This is a genomic window from Paraburkholderia bannensis (assembly GCF_014200455.1).
Lineage (GTDB): Bacteria > Pseudomonadota > Gammaproteobacteria > Burkholderiales > Burkholderiaceae > Paraburkholderia > Paraburkholderia bannensis_A.
Map to the genome: position 1 here is coordinate 17,619 of NZ_JACHBW010000021.1, position 15,538 is coordinate 33,156.

13 protein-coding genes are annotated in these 15,538 nt (G+C 64.6%); 7 read left to right on the top strand and 6 right to left on the bottom strand.

From position 1 onward, the window contains the following. Positions 1-6: 6 nt before the first annotated feature. From F4827_RS28480 to F4827_RS28490, 3 genes are all read left to right on the top strand, one after another. Entirely contained in the window at positions 7-594 is a 588-nt protein-coding gene (locus F4827_RS28480; protein ID WP_183730215.1) for an NTP transferase domain-containing protein, read from the top strand. Between the two features lie 154 nt (positions 595-748). After that, positions 749-895: a hypothetical protein gene (locus F4827_RS28485; protein WP_183730218.1), complete on the top strand. Its 147-nt coding sequence runs from the start codon at positions 749-751 to the stop codon at positions 893-895. Between the two features lie 310 nt (positions 896-1,205). Continuing rightward, on the top strand, positions 1,206-2,447 hold the full coding sequence (locus tag F4827_RS28490) for a PepSY domain-containing protein (protein WP_183730221.1): 1,242 nt from the start codon (positions 1,206-1,208) through the stop codon (positions 2,445-2,447). Between the two features lie 87 nt (positions 2,448-2,534). On the opposite strand, the gene F4827_RS28495 is transcribed toward F4827_RS28490, so the two are convergent. Genes F4827_RS28495 through aepX form a run of 3 tightly spaced genes read right to left on the bottom strand, consistent with a single transcriptional unit; the run spans position 2,535 to position 6,522 of the window. Further along, positions 2,535-3,602, bottom strand: coding sequence for a 2-aminoethylphosphonate aminotransferase (locus F4827_RS28495; RefSeq protein ID WP_183730225.1), 1,068 nt, complete (start codon positions 3,600-3,602; stop codon positions 2,535-2,537). Positions 3,603-3,616: 14 nt separating this feature from the next. Continuing rightward, entirely contained in the window at positions 3,617-4,804 is a 1,188-nt protein-coding gene (gene aepY, locus F4827_RS28500; RefSeq protein ID WP_183730229.1) for a phosphonopyruvate decarboxylase, read from the bottom strand. Next, on the bottom strand, positions 4,801-6,522 hold the full coding sequence (gene aepX, locus F4827_RS28505) for a phosphoenolpyruvate mutase (protein ID WP_183730233.1): 1,722 nt from the start codon (positions 6,520-6,522) through the stop codon (positions 4,801-4,803). Before aepX ends, aepY begins: the two co-directional genes overlap by 4 nt. A gap of 542 nt (positions 6,523-7,064) precedes the next feature. Here aepX and F4827_RS28510 point away from each other — a divergent pair. Together F4827_RS28510 and F4827_RS28515 are read left to right on the top strand one after the other, a co-directional pair. After that, positions 7,065-8,612: a methyl-accepting chemotaxis protein gene (locus F4827_RS28510; protein ID WP_183730237.1), complete on the top strand. Its 1,548-nt coding sequence runs from the start codon at positions 7,065-7,067 to the stop codon at positions 8,610-8,612. A 147-nt stretch (positions 8,613-8,759) separates the two neighbouring features. Continuing rightward, on the top strand, positions 8,760-10,475 hold the full coding sequence (locus tag F4827_RS28515) for a penicillin-binding protein 2 (RefSeq protein ID WP_183730239.1): 1,716 nt from the start codon (positions 8,760-8,762) through the stop codon (positions 10,473-10,475). 64 nt (positions 10,476-10,539) lie between these two features. On the opposite strand, the gene F4827_RS28520 is transcribed toward F4827_RS28515, so the two are convergent. Next, positions 10,540-10,893, bottom strand: a complete 354-nt coding sequence (locus F4827_RS28520) for a DUF4148 domain-containing protein (RefSeq protein WP_183730431.1) — start codon at positions 10,891-10,893, stop codon at positions 10,540-10,542. A gap of 198 nt (positions 10,894-11,091) precedes the next feature. After that, positions 11,092-11,796, bottom strand: a complete 705-nt coding sequence (locus F4827_RS28525; RefSeq protein ID WP_260175466.1) for a Crp/Fnr family transcriptional regulator — start codon at positions 11,794-11,796, stop codon at positions 11,092-11,094. A 176-nt stretch (positions 11,797-11,972) separates the two neighbouring features. On the opposite strand from F4827_RS28525, the gene F4827_RS28530 reads away from it, so the two are divergent. Then, positions 11,973-13,655, top strand: a complete 1,683-nt coding sequence (locus F4827_RS28530; RefSeq protein WP_183730246.1) for an acyl-CoA synthetase — start codon at positions 11,973-11,975, stop codon at positions 13,653-13,655. A gap of 337 nt (positions 13,656-13,992) precedes the next feature. After that, positions 13,993-14,307 (top strand): hypothetical protein, encoded by a 315-nt coding sequence (locus F4827_RS28535; protein WP_183730250.1) that lies wholly within the window; start codon positions 13,993-13,995, stop codon positions 14,305-14,307. Positions 14,308-14,788: 481 nt separating this feature from the next. On the opposite strand, the gene F4827_RS28540 is transcribed toward F4827_RS28535, so the two are convergent. Continuing rightward, entirely contained in the window at positions 14,789-15,391 is a 603-nt protein-coding gene (locus tag F4827_RS28540) for a response regulator transcription factor (RefSeq protein WP_183730253.1), read from the bottom strand. Positions 15,392-15,538 lie beyond the last annotated feature (147 nt).

The window sequence follows — 15,538 nt, forward strand, 5'->3', positions numbered from 1 at the left end:
CACCCCATGGCCTATGCATCGCTCGCCACCGGCGTACTGCTCGCCGCCGGCACAGGTTCGCGCTTCGATCCCGAAGGTCTGCGCAACAAACTCCTCGCACCGCTCCCGAACGGCATCGCCGTCGCCCATGAGGCCGCGCACCGGCTGCTGCTCGTGGTGTCGCGCGTGATCGCGGTCGTGCGGCCGGGCGCGGAAACGCTCGCGCACACGCTCAACGAAGCGGGCTGCGATGTGGTGTTCGCGCCCGGCTCGGTGCGCGGCATGGGCGCGAGTCTCGCCGCCGCCATCGAAGCCGACACCGAAGGCGAAAGCTGGATCGTGGCGCTCGCGGACATGCCGCGCATCGCCGTCACCACCATCGAGGCAGTGGCGCGCGAACTCGACGCGGGCAAACCGCTCGTCGCGCCGTTCTACGACGGGCAGCGCGGCCATCCGGTGGGCTTTGGCTTCGGGCACCGCGAGGCGCTGCTCGCGCTGGACGGCGACGCAGGCGCGCGCGCGCTGCTGGGATCGCAGGCGCTCACCCGCATCGACGTGAACGACCCCGGCATCCTGCGCGACGTCGATACGCCCGCCGATCTCGACGGAATTTGAAGCGCCCCGGCACTCGCCGGGAACCGGCATTGCGCGCGGGGTGACGGGCCAGAAACTCCGCGCACGCGGTTTTTCATCGCCTACGCTAGTAAGACCACCCACACGTCCTGCGCGGCTCCAGTGGCTCACGCAGTTGCCGCACGAGGTATCCGCGATGATCTGCTCGCATACGAACCCGATCCCCGATCCGCTCGCCGATCCGACGCGCGATCCCGAACGCGATCCGCTCACGCCGCCGCCGCCGGGCCACGTCGAAGAACCGCAACGACCTGACGGGCCGCCGAACAAAGACCCGGTCTAGGCGCCTGCGCGCCTCGCCCTGCTCTCCCGTCGTTCCCGTTCCCCCACCCGCCGCGAACCTGGCTCGCGGCGCGGTCTCCATGCCTCACTCTGCCCCTCAAGCAGCCTGCTTGATCTCTGCCACCCATGCTTTCGATAAGCTTTCGATGAAGCTTGCATCCGTCACGCTCACTCCGTAAAATGCAAACGATTCGCATTTGCGATCAACTATTTGCAGCCATTCCGACCGCCGACGCCATCGTGACCGTCTTACTCCACGCGCCCGTTTCAGTCCGTCGGCGCACGCGCCGCCACGCCAGCGCCACTGCCCTATGAGACCGCTGCTGGTACGCCTGCATCGCTGGTTCGGCCTGGGCATCGCGGCCTTCCTGTTTCTGGCCGGCATCACGGGCGCCGTGATCGCGTGGGACCACGAACTCGACGCCGCGCTCAATCCGACCTTCTACCAGGCCGTCACGGTCGACGCGCAGCGCACACCGCTCGCGCCGCTCGATCTGGTAAAGCGTTTCGAAGCCGCCAATCCGCACGCCGTAGTGTCGTTCATGCCGCTCGCGGTCGAGCCGGGGCAAACGTTCATCGTGCGTGCATCGCCGCGCCTCGATCCGCAAACGCAACAACCCTACGCACTCGACTACAACCAGGTCGCGCTCGATCCCGTGACGGGCGACGTGCAGGGCCGCCGCATGTGGGGCGCGCCCTCGCTCGCGCGCCTGAACCTCATCCCCTTCCTGTACCAGCTTCACTACACGCTGTTCCTGCCGACCAAGATGGGCATCGACTTCAGCGTCTGGACCATGGGCGTGGTGGGAATGGTCTGGCTGCTGGACGGCTTCATCGCCATGGTGCTGGCGTTTCCGAACCTGAAAAGCTGGCGCAAATCGCTGGCGTTTCGCGTCAAGCGCGGCGGCTATGCGCTCACGTTCGACCTGCACCGCTCGGGCGGCGTCTGGCTGTGGGGCCTGTTGACGGTCGTTGCACTGACATCGGTTTCCATGAATCTGGGCAGCCAGGTCGTGCGCCCGGTCGTTTCGGTGTTTTCGACGCTTGCGCCGGACCCGTTCCGCACCGTCGCGCCCGGTCCGGCGCTCTCGCTCGACGAGATAGTTCAGGCGCGCGATCGCATCATTGGCGAAGCCGCCGAGGTGGGCCGCCGCGAAGGCATCAGCGCGCCGCCGGGCGGCCTGTTCGCGGTGCCGTCGCTGGGTTACGTCGGCGTGGGCTATTACGAGCCCGGCAAGGATCACGGCGATGCGGGTCTGGGCAATCCGTGGCTCATCCTGAGCGCGCGCACCGGTCAGGTGCTGGCGAGGCAGATTCCCGGCGAGGGCAGCGCGGGCGACATCTTCATCCAGGCGCAGTTTCCGCTGCACTCGGGCCGCATTGCCGGCTTGCCGGGGCGTATCGCCGTCAGCTTTGTGGGCGTCATGGTCGCGGTGCTCAGCGTGACCGGCGTGCTGATCTGGCTAAAGAAAGCGCGTGCGCGGCGCAAAGCCGCCGCCAAGCCTGCGAAAAAGGCCTCGGCCGTGCGCGCAAGCGAGCGCGCGACGGGCTGAATCGCAGTAGAAACCTCGCGCGAAAAACACAAAAGGCCTCGCTGCGATCGCTCGCGGCAAGGCCTCTTTTTCGACTATGGCGTGCGCTTAGTTCGCGATCTCGTCGAACGACGCCAGCAGGCGCTCGACGTCGTCGGCGTGGATGTCGCCCATCGTCGAAATACGGAACAACTCCTTCGACAGGCCGCCCTGGCCCGCATAGATCACGAAACCGCGCGCCTTGAGCGCGTCATGCAGCTTCGGATAGTCGATCCCCGCGGGCAGGCGGAATGCGCGCAGCACCACCGACGACTCTTCCCTGGGCAGCACGCTAGCCATGCCGCGTGCGGCGAGACCCGCGCGCACCTGCTCCGACAGCGCCGCATAGCGCGCGTGACGCGCCTTCCAGCCGCCTTCATCGGCGAGTTCGCGCAGCGCTTCGACCAGCGCGTAGTACGCGTGCACCGACGGCGTGAACGGCGTATTGCGCTGATCCTGCAAGGTGGCCAGGCGCTTGAGGTCGAGGTAATACGTGCGGCTCGCAGCCGTGGCGAGCGCCGCGCGGCGCGTCACCACGAAAGCCGCGCCAGGTACGCCGTGCAGGCACTTGTTCGCGGTCGCGGCCACGGCGGCAATGCTCGTATCGTCGAAATCGATCGCCTCCGAACCGAAGCTGCTCACGCCATCGACGAGCATCTGCACGCCGCGCGCGCGGCACGCTTCGCCCAGCGCGCGCAGATCGTTCAGGCGGCCCGTGGTGGTTTCGTGATGGATGATCGCGACGTGCGTGAACGACTTGTCGGCGTCGAGCGCGGCGGTGATGCGCGCGAGGTCCGGCGCGTCCATCCATTCGTGCTTCACGACTGCGTGCGCGATGCCGTACTGCGTGGCGATCGCGGTAATGCGCTCGCCGTACACGCCGTTCTCGACGACCAGCAGCTTGCCGTCAGCGGGCACGAGCGAGGCAATCATGCTCTCGACCGCCGCCGTGCCGGAGCCGGTCATGAGCACCGCTTGCCACTGCGCCGGGTCGAGCTCGTAGACGCCGACAAGACGCGTGCGCGCCTCTTCCTGCACGTCGAAGAACTCGCTTTCGCGGTGGCACAGATCTTCCTGCAACAGGCTGCGGCGCACGCGTTCGGTGAGCGTGACCGGGCCGGGATTGAGCAACAGCATGGGCGGAATGTTCCTTAATTGGCGGCAGCGCCGATGTGGCGCATCAAACGCGTCTTCACGTCGGGCGGCGTGATGGTCGGACGCGGCAGGCCATCGGGCGTGCCGCGCTTGATCTTCAGGCCTACGAAGCGAGTTCCGGCGACACCGCTTGGGCCCGTCGCGCGTTCCTGCGCGGCGGCCAGGACGGCGTCGAGCGTGGCGAGATCGTCGCCTTCCACGGCATCGGCATAACCGCACGCCGCCGCCACGTTGGCGAACGAAACCTGCTGCGAGACGGTGGCCTGGCCGCCGGTCGAATCGTGCGCGCCGTTGTCCAGCAGCACATGCGTGAGGTTCGACGGACCATAAGCGCCGAGCGTCGCGAACGCGCCCATGCGCATGAGCGCCGCGCCGTCGCCGTCGAGCGCCACCACGTTGAGATCAGGGCGCGCGAGTGCGAGACCCAGCGCGAATGACGTCACGCAGCCCATCGAGCCCACCATGTACAACTGGTTCGAACGATCGTCGATAGCGTAAAGCTCGCGGCCGCAAAAGCCCGTCGATGCCACCACGACCGTCGATTCCGCGGGCGTCGCCGCGATCACGCGTTCGAGCGCCTGCTGGCGCGTTGGCAGTTCGTCGTAGCCACGGCCCGTGAACTTCGACTGCGCAACCGGCAGCGCATGCTTCGCGGGCATCGCGCCGCCGCCCTTGAGTTCGTACGACGCCACGCTGCCCTTCTGCATCACGAGCGCATACGGGCGGCCCGTTTCGTCCATGTGCTTCACGGCGCGTTCGAGCGCGGGCGCGATCTGGTCGGCTTCCGTGGGGAACAGCTCCCAGGGAATTTCCATCGTGTCGAGCATCTGCGGCGTGACCGGGCCCATCAGCGCATGCTGCGGTTCGTCGGCGACGCCGGGCTGGCCGCGCCACGTCACGATCAGCAGTTGCGGCAGACGGAAGGTCCAGGTGAGCGAGGTGAGCGGGCTCACCGCATTGCCCAGACCCGAGTTCTGCATCATGGCGATACCGCGCTTGCCCGCGAGCGCCACGCCCGCCACCAGTGCGACCGCGTCGCCTTCATTGGCCGCCGAAACGTAGTGCAGGGTGTCGTCCTGCAGCACGTAGTTGATGAACGGCGTGAGGTACGAGCACGGCACGCCTGCGTACCATTCGAAGCCGCGCTCACGCGCCGCTTCGACAAACTGTGCCGCTTCGATCATGCCTTTGCCTCCGGCTTCGCGCTGGCCGTGCCGCCACCCGCATTGCTGCCGATAGGCGATTGTGCGTGCGCGAAGTCACCCGCGCGACGGAAATCTTCGAGGTCGTTCACGCCGCGCCAGTGGCCGCGCACGAATTGCACTTCGATCTTCTCGCCGTCATCGATCAGCGCGTTGAGCAGCGCCGGCATGTCGAGCGTGTCGAAATCGGCGCGCGTCTGCAGTTGTGCGAGCTTGGCCTTGAGCTTGTCGCGGCCCGCGCCGCGCACGCTCGTGAGGCCGATCCAGCGACCGCCCGGCGCAGTGGCTTGCGATGCTTCATCCGACGACACGCGTTGCAGGTACACCTTGTTGCCGAACAGACCGCGATCGTCGCCCGCCGAGCACCATGCGAAGTCGCGCACGCTGGCGTTTTCCGAAGCCGGCGACGAGTCGATCACGACGCTGAATTCCGCGTCGCTTTCCACCAGGTCGCGCAGGATGTAGCTGCGGAACAGCAGATCGCCGTACGAGATCACCGTGTCGTTATCGAGCGCATTGACGGCGCACGCGAGCGAGGCGAGTTCGTTGGTCTGTGCATAGCGTTCGTTGCGCGCGAGCTTGATGCCGGCCGTATCGATCGCTTCGGCCTTGTAGCCGCCCACCACCGTGATGTCGTTGATCGATTCCTTCTTGAACGCATCGACCAGCCAGCGCAGCAGCGGCTTGCCCGCGACCGGCAGCATGACCTTCGGCTTGTCTTCGGTGACGGCGTCGAGGCCCGATCCGCGGCTGGCCGCCAGCACGATCGCCGAACCCGACGAACGCGTGGTCGACAGATAGCGGTTTTCCGCTTCCGAGTATTCGTCGGCGTCCTGCAGGCGGAAAATTTCGTTGACCGTAGCAATGCGGTCTTCCACGTCGACGAGCGTCTGCGTTTCGTAGATCGTCTTGGTCACGGCCTGCATCGCCGAAACCGCCGCGCGGATCTGGTGATTCGCCCAGATGATGGTGCTGATGCCCGCCTTGCGGAACACATCGGTCGGCGTGCTGTAGTACTTGGTCGGCACGATCACGAGCGGGCCACGGCCAGCCCATTCGCGCGCGAACGTGAGGATCTCGTCGGCTTTCGAGAGCTTGCTGTGGATCAGGATCGCGTCGGCGCCCGCCTGGCGATAGGCCTCGGCGCGCTTGAGCGCTTCGTCCATGCCCCAGCCGGCGATCAGCGCTTCCACGCGCGCCACGATCGAGAAGTTCTCGTCGGTCTGCGAGTCCTTGCCGGCCTTGATCTTGCCGCAGAATTCGTCGATGTCGGCGAGCGGTTGCGCTTCGCCGCCGATGAAGCTGTTGGTCTTCGGGAACACCTTGTCTTCGATACAGACGCCGGCGATGCCGCGTTGTTCGAGCTTGCGCACGAGGCGGCGCACGTTGTTGAAGTTGCCGTAGCCGGTGTCGCCGTCGAGCAGGATCGGCAGATCGCTGGCGTCGGCCATGAATTCGAGGTTGTCGACCACCTGGGTCCAGCTGGCTTCGTTGTTGTCCCGCACGCCGAACTGCGCCGAAATCGACAGGCCCGAACCCCAGATCGCCTTGAAGCCCGCCTCGCGCGCGATTCGCGCCGACAGGCCGTTGTGCGCTTCCATCAGGAATTCGAGCTCGTTGCTCAACAGCATCTGACGCAGGCGTGCACTGCGCGAGGTGGAAACAGTTTGGGGAACCAGTGAGGGTTCGCGTGCGTTCATTTTTCTAGCTCCAGTGGACGTCGTCGCGCCGCGCTTTTCAAGCTGCGTCGCGTGCGTCGCATCGTTGGTTAAACCGGATTCAGATCCGAGGTTCGCCGCTGTGAGAGTCGATTTTTCATCGCCGCATTGGCCGCCTGTAAAGCGCCATTCAGCGCGGCAATCGATGCAAAGACTCATAAAAAGCGAGCCCAAAAACATCACGGGCTTTGGACCGAAGCCGCGACTATAACGGAAATGATTCGCACTTGCCGTCGATCCCCGCCAGAAGTGGCAAATCATGGAGTTGCTGTGAAATTTGTGGCTTTTAAGGGATTTTTCCGCCACTTTTTGTGCACTTTCGCGGCATGTGCTCCAACCCGTCCCACGCCCGGAGATTGGGTCGGTTTCCTATGAGGAAACAGGGTTCGTCCCAGGTCACGCGGCGGTTTGCGCGGGCCGTAAACACAGGAAGGCGAAGCGTCTCATTCGCCGGATTAAAGCGGCTTCGAAGCCAGATTCAAGCCGCCATGAAGCCCACGCCCCTCTGACCGACCAAGCAGACGATGACTCTCAACAAGAAACTCCGCTCGATGATCGCGATCCTCTGGATCGGCCTGCTCCTGATCGTTGCCTTCGGCGCCTGGCAAAGCCGCGACGGCATGATCCGCGAACGGCGCACACAACTGACGACGCTCGTGGAAGAAGCCACCAGCATCGCCAACTATTATTACGGACTCTCGCAGCACAACGTCATGCCCGAAGCCGATGCGCAAAAGCAGGCGCTCGCCGTGATCGGTTCGATCCGCTACGGCAAGGACGGTTATCTGAGCGTCAATAACTCGCAGGCCGTGATGCTGATGCATCCGATCAAGCCCGAACTGAACGGCAAGACGCTCACCGATTTCGCCGATCCCTCGGGCAAACACGTTTTCACGGCGCTTTCGGCGGCGGCCAACCAGCCCGGCGGCGGCTTCGTCGACTATCTCTGGTCCAAGCCCGGCCATAGCGAGCCGGTGCCCAAGCTGAGCTTTGGCAATCGCTTCGCGCCGTGGGACTGGGTGATCGTCACCGGCATGTATATGGACGATGTGAGCGCCACGTTCTACAGCAGCCTGCTGCGCTGGCTGCTCGTGACCTTCGTGCTGGGCGGCGTCGCGACCGTGGTGATGGCGCTCGTGGTCAGGAGCGTGCGCGGCAGCATCGGCGGCGAACTGGAAACCGCGGTCGACACGGCCCGGCGCATCGCCCAGGGCGATCTCACTTCGCGTGTCGACGTGCACGGCTCCAACGAGCAAAGCCTGATGCACGCGCTCGCCACCATGCAGGCCGCGCTGGTGCAGACGGTCGCGCGCGTGCGCAGCGGCGCGGAAAACATCAACGTGGGCGCGAACGAAATCGCCGCGGGCAACACCGACCTCTCGCAACGCACCGAGGAACAGGCCGCAGCACTGGTACAGACCGCGTCGAGCATGGACCAGATGACGGCCAACGTGCGGCAGAACGCGGACAGCGCGGAGCACGCGGCGACGCTCGCCAGCCAGGCCGCCGACGTGGCCACGCGCGGCAGCGTCGTGGTGGACGACGTGGTGCGCACGATGGGCGACATAACGCACAGCTCGCAGCAGATCGGCGACATCATCGGCGTGATCGACGGCATTGCCTTCCAGACCAATATCCTCGCGCTCAACGCCGCCGTGGAAGCGGCGCGCGCGGGCGAACAGGGGCGCGGTTTCGCGGTGGTCGCGGCGGAAGTGCGCAGCCTCGCGCAGCGCTCGGCGGCGGCGGCCAAGGAGATCAAGGCGCTGATCGAAAAGTCGACCGGAACCGTGACCGAAGGTCAGCAACTCGTGACCCATGCGGGCACGACGATGAGCGAAATCGTGCAATCGGTGCGGCGCGTGCACGAAATTCTCGAAGAGATCAGCAACGCCTCGCGCGAACAGAGCGCGGGTATCGAGCAGGTCAATCGCGCGGTGGGCGAGATGGATCAGGTGACGCAGCAGAACGCGGCACTGGTGGAACAAGCGGCGGCGGCGGCGCATTCGCTCAAGGATCAGGTGAGCGGGCTGCGCGAGTCGATCGCGAGTTTCAGGCTGCCGGCGATGGGGTGAGGCGGATGTAGCGAGGGAGTGCGGACGCCACGGGTCGGGGAGGCTGTGGCGCTTAGCTTTATGGGATAAGTCGGGTGCGCACCTAAAATTTCATTTTAATTACTCTATGTTTACAATAATATTCTAGCCACCCCCTGCTCCACCCCGATGATCCGTTCCAGGAAACCGCCGCGCGATCCGCACGCCACCGCGACCCGGCATCCGATGCTGGCGCCGCAATTGCCCGCGTGGCGCTCGAAACTCGTCGTGTTCATCACCTTTGCGGCCTTCGCTGCGCTCGCGGGCCGCGCGCTCTGGGTCCAGGTCGTCAATCACGGGTTCTACGTCAAGCAGGGGCAAAAGCGCTATCAGCGCACGCTCGAACTCGACGCCATGCGCGGTCGCATCGTCGACCGCAACGGCGCGTTGCTCGCGGTGAGCCTGGAAACCTTCGAAATCTGGGCCAATCCGAAGCTGCTCGACGAAGCCGCGCACGGGCCGCTCGCGAAGCTGCTCGACATGCCCGTCTCCGAGCTGCGCCGCCGTCTGCCGGCCGAGCGCTCGTTCGTGCTGCTCAAGCGCCAGGTGGACGCCGAAACCGCCGCCCATATAGACGAGATGGCCACCGGCGGCATCACGCTGATCGCCGATTCGAAGCGCTTCTATCCCGAGGGCGAATCCGCCGCGCACGTGGTGGGCTTTACCGATGTCGAGGATAAAGGCCAGGAAGGCGTCGAGCTGGCCGCGGATAAACGCCTGCACGGCACGCCGGGGCAACGCGAAGTGATCCGCGACCGGCTGGGCCGCGTGATTTCGGAGCCGAGCGAGCGCGTCCAGCCCAGAAACGGCGACACGGTCCAGCTCACCATCGACCGGCGCGTGCAGCAGCTCGCTTATTCGCAGCTCAAGGCCGCCGTCGCGAAAAATCACGCGGAAGCCGGCAGCGTCGTGGTGCTCGACGCGCAGAACGGCGACATTCTCGCGCTCGCCAATTACCCGTCGTTCGATCCGAACAATCGCTCGCGGCTCACCGGCCGTCAGCTACGCAACCGCGCCGTGATCGACACGTTCGAGCCTGGATCGACGATCAAACCCGTGGTCGCGGCACTCTCGATGGATCTGCGCAAGGTCAACGCCAACACCATCATCGATACCACGCCGGGCACCTTCCGCATTGGCCCCGCCGTGATTCACGATACGTCCAACCACGGTCGCATGACGGTGGCCGAGGCGATCCAGAAGTCGAGCAATATCGCGCTTGCGAAGATGGCGCTCAACCTGCCCGCGCAGACCATCTGGAACAAGTATCAGGACTATGGCCTTGGCTTGCGGCCCGAAGTGACGTTCCCCGGCGCCGCGGCGGGCCGCGTGCGGCCGTGGGCGCGCTGGCGTCCGATCGAGCAGGCGACCATGGCCTACGGATATGGGCTGTCGGCTTCGCTGCTGCAGATCGCCCAGGTCTACACGGCTTATGCCGGCGACGGCACGATGTACCCCGCGAAGCTCTTGCATGACGGCGCGCCCGGTTCCGCCGCGACGCAGCCGCGCACGGTCACCACGCCCGCTACTGCGGCCGCTTTGCGCACCATGCTGGAATCGGCCACGCGTGAAGGCGGCACGGGCCGCGCGGCGAACGTCGAAGGTTATCGCGTCGGCGGCAAGACCGGCACGGCGCGCAAGCAGATCGGCGCGGGCTATGCGAAGAACCGCTATCGCGCGCTGTTCGTCGGCATGGCGCCGATGAGCGCGCCGCGTGTGATCGTCGCCGTCATGATCGACGATCCGGCGGGCGGCTCGTTCTATGGCGGCACCGTTGCGGGTCCGGTGTTCTCGGGCGTGATGCAAGGCACGCTGCAAATGATGGGCGTTGCGCCCGACGCATGAAAAAAGCGCCGCATCGATGCGGCGCCTTCGCTTGCAACCTGCTCCTGCCGATCAACCGTGCGGCTCAATGATGGCTGTAGGCCGCCGGTTCCGCGCTGCGCGCCGCTGCTGCCGGGCCGCCCGCTTCGCTCGTCTGAGCCGGCTGTGCGCCATAGCCCGATCGCGCGATATCGTTCTGCGGCTGCTGTTGCGCGACGCGCGCTTCGCCGGCGCGCTTCGCTTCCAGGCGGCGCAGGGCGGCCTGGATGTCATCGGGATAGTTGACTTCGTTGCCCGACGCCGGGCTGTAGCCGACCGATTCGAGGTCGACCAGCTCCTGCACCACCTGCGCACGCGTCAATGGGCCATTGTGGTTCGATTGTGCAAACGACATCGCCGGAATCACCGCGATCATCGAAACCAGCGCCGTGCGTAGCATTGCGTTCTTCACCGTACTCTCCTGTGGTCTGAACGGACTCGCTGCGCGGGCGATCTGCCGCGCGAGCGGCGAGTCGATGCGACAAGTCTACGCAGCACCCGCGCACCTAAAAACCGGGCTACGAGGGGAGGACTGTTCCAGTCTGCGGAAGATTGGTGAGGACTTCTGCGCGAGGCATGCCGTGCGGGCGCGCGCGCTTCAGATCTGGTCGCGCCCGAAGGCCCGCAGCGCGTCGAGATCGGCGACATCCACGCGGTTATACGAAAGCGTGACAAGACCTTCGCGTTCGAGCGTCTGCAAAGCCTGATTGACGCGCTGGCGCGACGCGCCCGCCAGCATGCCGATCTCCTCCTGCGAGATCTCCAGCGCGTGGCCGGTCTCGGGATAGAGATCGGGATTGAACATCTGCGCGAGTGCCTGCGCCACGCGTGCATCGACATCGAGCAGGCGGCTGTTCTGGATCAGGCCGATGAATTCGCCCATGCGGTTGTTGAGCTGATGGATCACGAAGCGGTTGAACGGCAGGCTGCTATCCATGAGCCGATGGAACGTATCGGCGGGTACGGCCATCACGAGCGAGGGCTGCAGCGCAATCACGTCGTATTTGCGTGGCTCGCGTTTGATCACACTGCCCTCGCCGAACCAGCCGCCATGCGGCACGCCCGAAAACGTGCAGCCGCGCCCCGACGCATTGAAAATCGCCAGCTTGACGAGCCCGCTGCTCACGCCCAGCCAGTACGCCGACGGCGCTTCGCGCGCGGCCACCGTCGCGCCCGGCGCATACGACTGCGCGTGCGAGGTTTCGAGCACCCACGCGCGATGTTCGGGCGCGAGAGCGCGATACCAGGCGCAGCGCTCGAAGAGCGCCGCGAGTCGCGCGGCGGTGTCTTTTTCCGGGGGCATAATGGTTGAATCAGTGGATTGCATCGCGGCCGACCTCGCAAAGAAGCGCCCCGCGCACCGGCTCTGTCGCGCCAGCGACAGACTCCCGTACACGGTCCTGCTACGGTAGAGCGAATCATACCGGCAGCAGACAAGCCCACAGCATAAGCCGATAAAACCCGCCAGGAGACAGCACCATGCCGAACCCGTTCGAACAAGGACTTGCGCAGCGCGAGGCCAACTACGTGCCGCTCACGCCCATCGACTTCATCGCGCGCGCCGCCGAAGTCTACGGCGAGCGCCTCGCGATGGTTCACGGCGAGGTGCGCCGCAACTGGCGCGAGACCTACGCGCGCACGCGGCGCCTCGCGAGCGCGCTCGAACGCGCGGGCATCGGTCGCGGCGACACCGTCGCCGTGCTGCTTCCCAACGTTCCGGCGATGGTCGAAGCGCACTTCGGCGTGCCGATGCTCGGCGCGGTGCTCAATACCCTCAACACGCGCCTCGACGTCGCGACGATGCTGTTCATGCTGCGTCATGGCGAAGCAAAAGTGCTGATTGTCGATACGGAATACGCCGCGCTCGCGCAACGCGCGGCGCTCGAATTCCCCGAGCTGAAAATCATCAGCGTCGCCGATATCGCACCCGCCGATGCCGAACACTTCCCGCGCGCCACCGACTACGAAGCCTTCCTCGAACAGGGCGACCCCGAGTACGTCTGGCAGCCGCCCGCGAATGAGTGGGATGCCATCGCGCTGAACTACACCTCGGGCACGACCGGCGATCCGAAGGGCGTCGTTTATCACCATCGCGGCGCCTATCTGAACGCGGTGAGCAATATCCTCGAATGGGATCTGCCCAAGCATGCGGTCTATCTCTGGACGCTGCCGCTGTTTCACTGCAACGGCTGGTGCTTCGCGTGGACCGTGGCGGCGCGCGCGGGCGTGAACGTCTGCCTGCGCAAGTTCGACGCAAAGCTCGTATTCGATCTGATACGCAGCGAAGGCGTGACGCACTATTGCGGCGCGCCCATCGTGCAAGGCGCGCTCGCCGATGCACCGGCCGCGTATCGCGAAGGCATCGCTCACACGGTGCGCACCATGGTGGCGGGCGCGCCGCCCGCACCGGCCGTAATCGCGAAGATGAAGACCATCGGCATCGAACTCACGCACGTCTATGGACTCACCGAGGTCTATGGCCCGGCGTCGGTGTGCGCCGTGCAGGAAAGCTGGAAGATGCTGCCCGACGAGGAACAGGCGCGACTCGCCGCGCGTCAGGGCGTGCGTTATCACCTGCAAAGCGGCATCAGCGTGCGCAACCCCACGACGATGGAGCCGGTGCCCAACGACGGCGAAACGCTCGGCGAAATCATGTTCCGCGGCAACATCTGCATGAAGGGCTATCTGAAGAACGAGCGCGCCACCGACGACGCGTTTCGCGGCGGCTGGTTCCATACCGGCGATCTCGGCGTGATGACGCCCGACGGTTACGTGCGCATCACGGACCGCAGCAAGGACATCATCATCTCGGGCGGCGAGAACATTTCGAGCATCGAAGTCGAGGACGCGCTGTACCGCCACCCCGCCGTGGCGCTCGCCGCCGTGGTGGCGATGCCCGACGCGAAGTGGGGCGAAGTGCCCTGCGCATTCGTCGAACTGCGCGCAGGAGAAAGCGCCACGCCGGAGGAAATCATCGCGCATTGCCGGGCTCTGCTGGCCCATTACAAGGTGCCGCGCGTCGTGAAATTCGGCGAGTTGCCGCGCACCGCAACGGGCAAGATCCAGAAATACGAACTGCGTGCGCAAGTGGGATCGCAGGCGGCAATCGACGTCGCCAAGGACGTCGCCAAGGCAGGCGACACCGGCAAACCCGTCGAATGAAGGGTTTTTGAATTTAAATCGAAACCTTATTGAAATGTTGTGGGCGCAACGGTTGCGAGGCATTGAGCGCAGCCGGGCGTCGAATGTAACGCCTCTTGACAATCTGACCCTTTGAAAACGAACGGCAAGGTTCAGAAACGGCCTGTAATCCTTTTTGCATCAAGGCCTAAACGTTAATTCGCCCATTTCGTGTGTCGGTGGGCTCGAAATGAAAGCTTACAAGTGCTCACGTATTCACGGACTTCCGCCCGATAAGCTTTGTTCCATGGTCGAACGCAACGCAGCGCACCGCGCACTGCAAGAAGCGGACGACGGACTTCGATGAGGAGGAAAGAATATGAATACGAAGAGCTGGAAGACCCCGGCACGCGCTCTCGCCGCTGCTCTACTGGCAGGCGGCGCGCTAATGGGTGCCTCGAGCGCCTTCGCCCAGTCCGCGCCGTATGGCTTGCGCGCCGACTCGGCGCCGCGATACGGTGAAGCGCACATGATGCCGGTGGGCGTGCAACTGTCGATCGGCTGGCATGACAACCGTTACTGGGACGGCCACCGCTACTGGGAACATGACGAGTGGATGCACCACCATCCGCACGATCCGGGTCCCCCGCGCTGGCACGACGACCATCGTCCGCCGCCCCCGCCGCGCTATTGATCGGCTAGCCGATCAGGTGTGACGCCACCGAGGCCGGTTGCTTGTTCGCGCAAGCAACCGGCCTCGGTGCATTTCGCAATCTGAAGCGCTCCGCGTAAGCAAACTTCTGAGGACTGTCTCATTTCACTTGCTTACTCGATACATTTGAATACGTTTGATCGAAACCCCATTAAATTGATTCGATATCCGAATTGATTTTCAGGCCGATAGCCCGTGAATAATGCACTCACCCTGCCGCACCATGACCGAATAATCGCTTTCTGGCGAACATCGGCCAAGGCCGGACCTATGCTGAACGCACATCCGCGGTAATGCAGGGTAATGGTCCGGCGTTGCTTCGCTCGCGCGGTGACGGTAACGTAGTTGGGCGTTTCGTTCCCCGGAGCGCACGGTGTATTCTCATTGCCCCGACCACCATTGGTTGGGGCTTTTTTCTGGTTCATCGCACATATCACCGAACCAGGCGAATCACGCACAACGATCAGTCGATGAGCTTGTTCAACGTAGCGAATTCGATCAGCGCCGCCAGCGACGATACTCCCAGCTTGTCGAGCACACGCGTCTTGTAGGTGCTCACGGTCTTGTCGGACAGACCCAGACGCGCAGCCACGCCCTTGTTGCTCATGCCGCGCGCGAGATACTGCAGCACTTCGACCTCGCGCGGCGACAGCCCGTTAAGCGCCACATCGCGCCCGCCGCCGCAACTGCCCGCCGGGAAGCAGTCGTAGCCCAGCAGCACCGCCTTCACCACGCTGCACAGTTCTTCCACGCCACGGCTCTTGCTCACGTACCCGTTCGCGCCCGCGATGCGCGTGTGATTGGCCATGACCTGCTCGGGTTTCGCGGACAGCACCAGAACGCGCGTGCCGGTCTGCTTCGTGCGAATGCCGCGAATGACCGAAAGGCCATCGAGCTTCGGCAGTTCGAGATCGAGAATCACGAGATCCGGCTGCAAGGCGTGGACGAGACGCAAGCCTTCCTCACCGTCACCGCATTCGCCCACGAGTTGATATTCGGTATGCAGGACGTTGGCGAGCATCTTGAGGACGATCGGGTGATCGTCGATAACCACGATGCGCTTCATTTTTTGTTCCATGTTTTCGGAGGCGTGAATGCGAAGCACCTTTCGGCGCGAAAACTACAGCCTGAACGACGCACTCCCCTTTTTGGATAGGAAAAATCTGAAACGCTTCCAGCCGATTGTCAGGCGGGTTAACCCGCAAACCGGGCG